At 52.5% G+C, this 1,079-nt stretch carries 1 tRNA gene and 2 rRNA genes; all 3 read left to right on the top strand.

The window, feature by feature from the left end:
• A 16S ribosomal RNA gene (locus AAC855_RS21175) occupies nt 1–518 on the top strand; the annotation flags it as partial.
• Between the two features lie 82 nt (nt 519–600).
• Nucleotides 601–676, top strand: a tRNA-Glu gene (locus AAC855_RS21180).
• 192 nt (nt 677–868) lie between these two features.
• Nucleotides 869–1,079, top strand: a 23S ribosomal RNA gene (locus tag AAC855_RS21185); the annotation flags it as partial.

Raw genomic sequence — 1,079 nt, forward strand, 5'->3', positions numbered from 1 at the left:
GCCTTCGGGAACGCTGAGACAGGTGCTGCATGGCTGTCGTCAGCTCGTGTTGTGAAATGTTGGGTTAAGTCCCGCAACGAGCGCAACCCTTATCCTTTGTTGCCAGCACGTCATGGTGGGAACTCAAGGGAGACTGCCGGTGATAAACCGGAGGAAGGTGGGGATGACGTCAAGTCATCATGGCCCTTACGAGTAGGGCTACACACGTGCTACAATGGCAGATACAAAGAGAAGCGACCTCGCGAGAGCAAGCGGAACTCATAAAGTCTGTCGTAGTCCGGATTGGAGTCTGCAACTCGACTCCATGAAGTCGGAATCGCTAGTAATCGTAGATCAGAATGCTACGGTGAATACGTTCCCGGGCCTTGTACACACCGCCCGTCACACCATGGGAGTGGGTTGCAAAAGAAGTAGGTAGCTTAACCTTCGGGAGGGCGCTTACCACTTTGTGATTCATGACTGGGGTGAAGTCGTAACAAGGTAACCGTAGGGGAACCTGCGGTTGGATCACCTCCTTAACCTAAAGATAGTGAAATGTGAGTGTTCACACAGATTGTCTGATGAATGTAAGACGAGCAGCGTCTGCGAAGAAGACTTGAAGTCCCCTTCGTCTAGAGGCCTAGGACACCGCCCTTTCACGGCGGTAACAGGGGTTCGAATCCCCTAGGGGACGCCACTTTGCTCGGGAGTCGGGTGAAAGACGGCGCCAACGAACGTATTGTTAAGCGGGCTTAATCGCCGGTTTACCAATACATGCTCTTTAACAATCTGGAACAAGCTGAAAATTTGAAACACTCAGTAGGGTGTCATAAGACAACTATTGAGGAGTCTCTCAAAACCCCAATCCGAAGACACCTTCGGGTTGTGAGGTTAAGCGACTAAGCGTACACGGTGGATGCCTAGGCAGTCAGAGGCGATGAAGGGCGTGCTAATCTGCGATAAGCGCCGGGAAGGGGATATGACCCGCGAGACCCGGCGATACCCGAATGGGGAAACCCAGTGCAATCCGTTGCACTATCTTGACCTGAATTCATAGGGTCAAGAGGCGAACCGGGGGAACTGAAACATCTCAGTACCCC

Origin of the sequence: Xenorhabdus bharatensis, assembly GCF_037996705.1 — a bacterium.
GTDB lineage: Bacteria > Pseudomonadota > Gammaproteobacteria > Enterobacterales > Enterobacteriaceae > Xenorhabdus > Xenorhabdus bharatensis.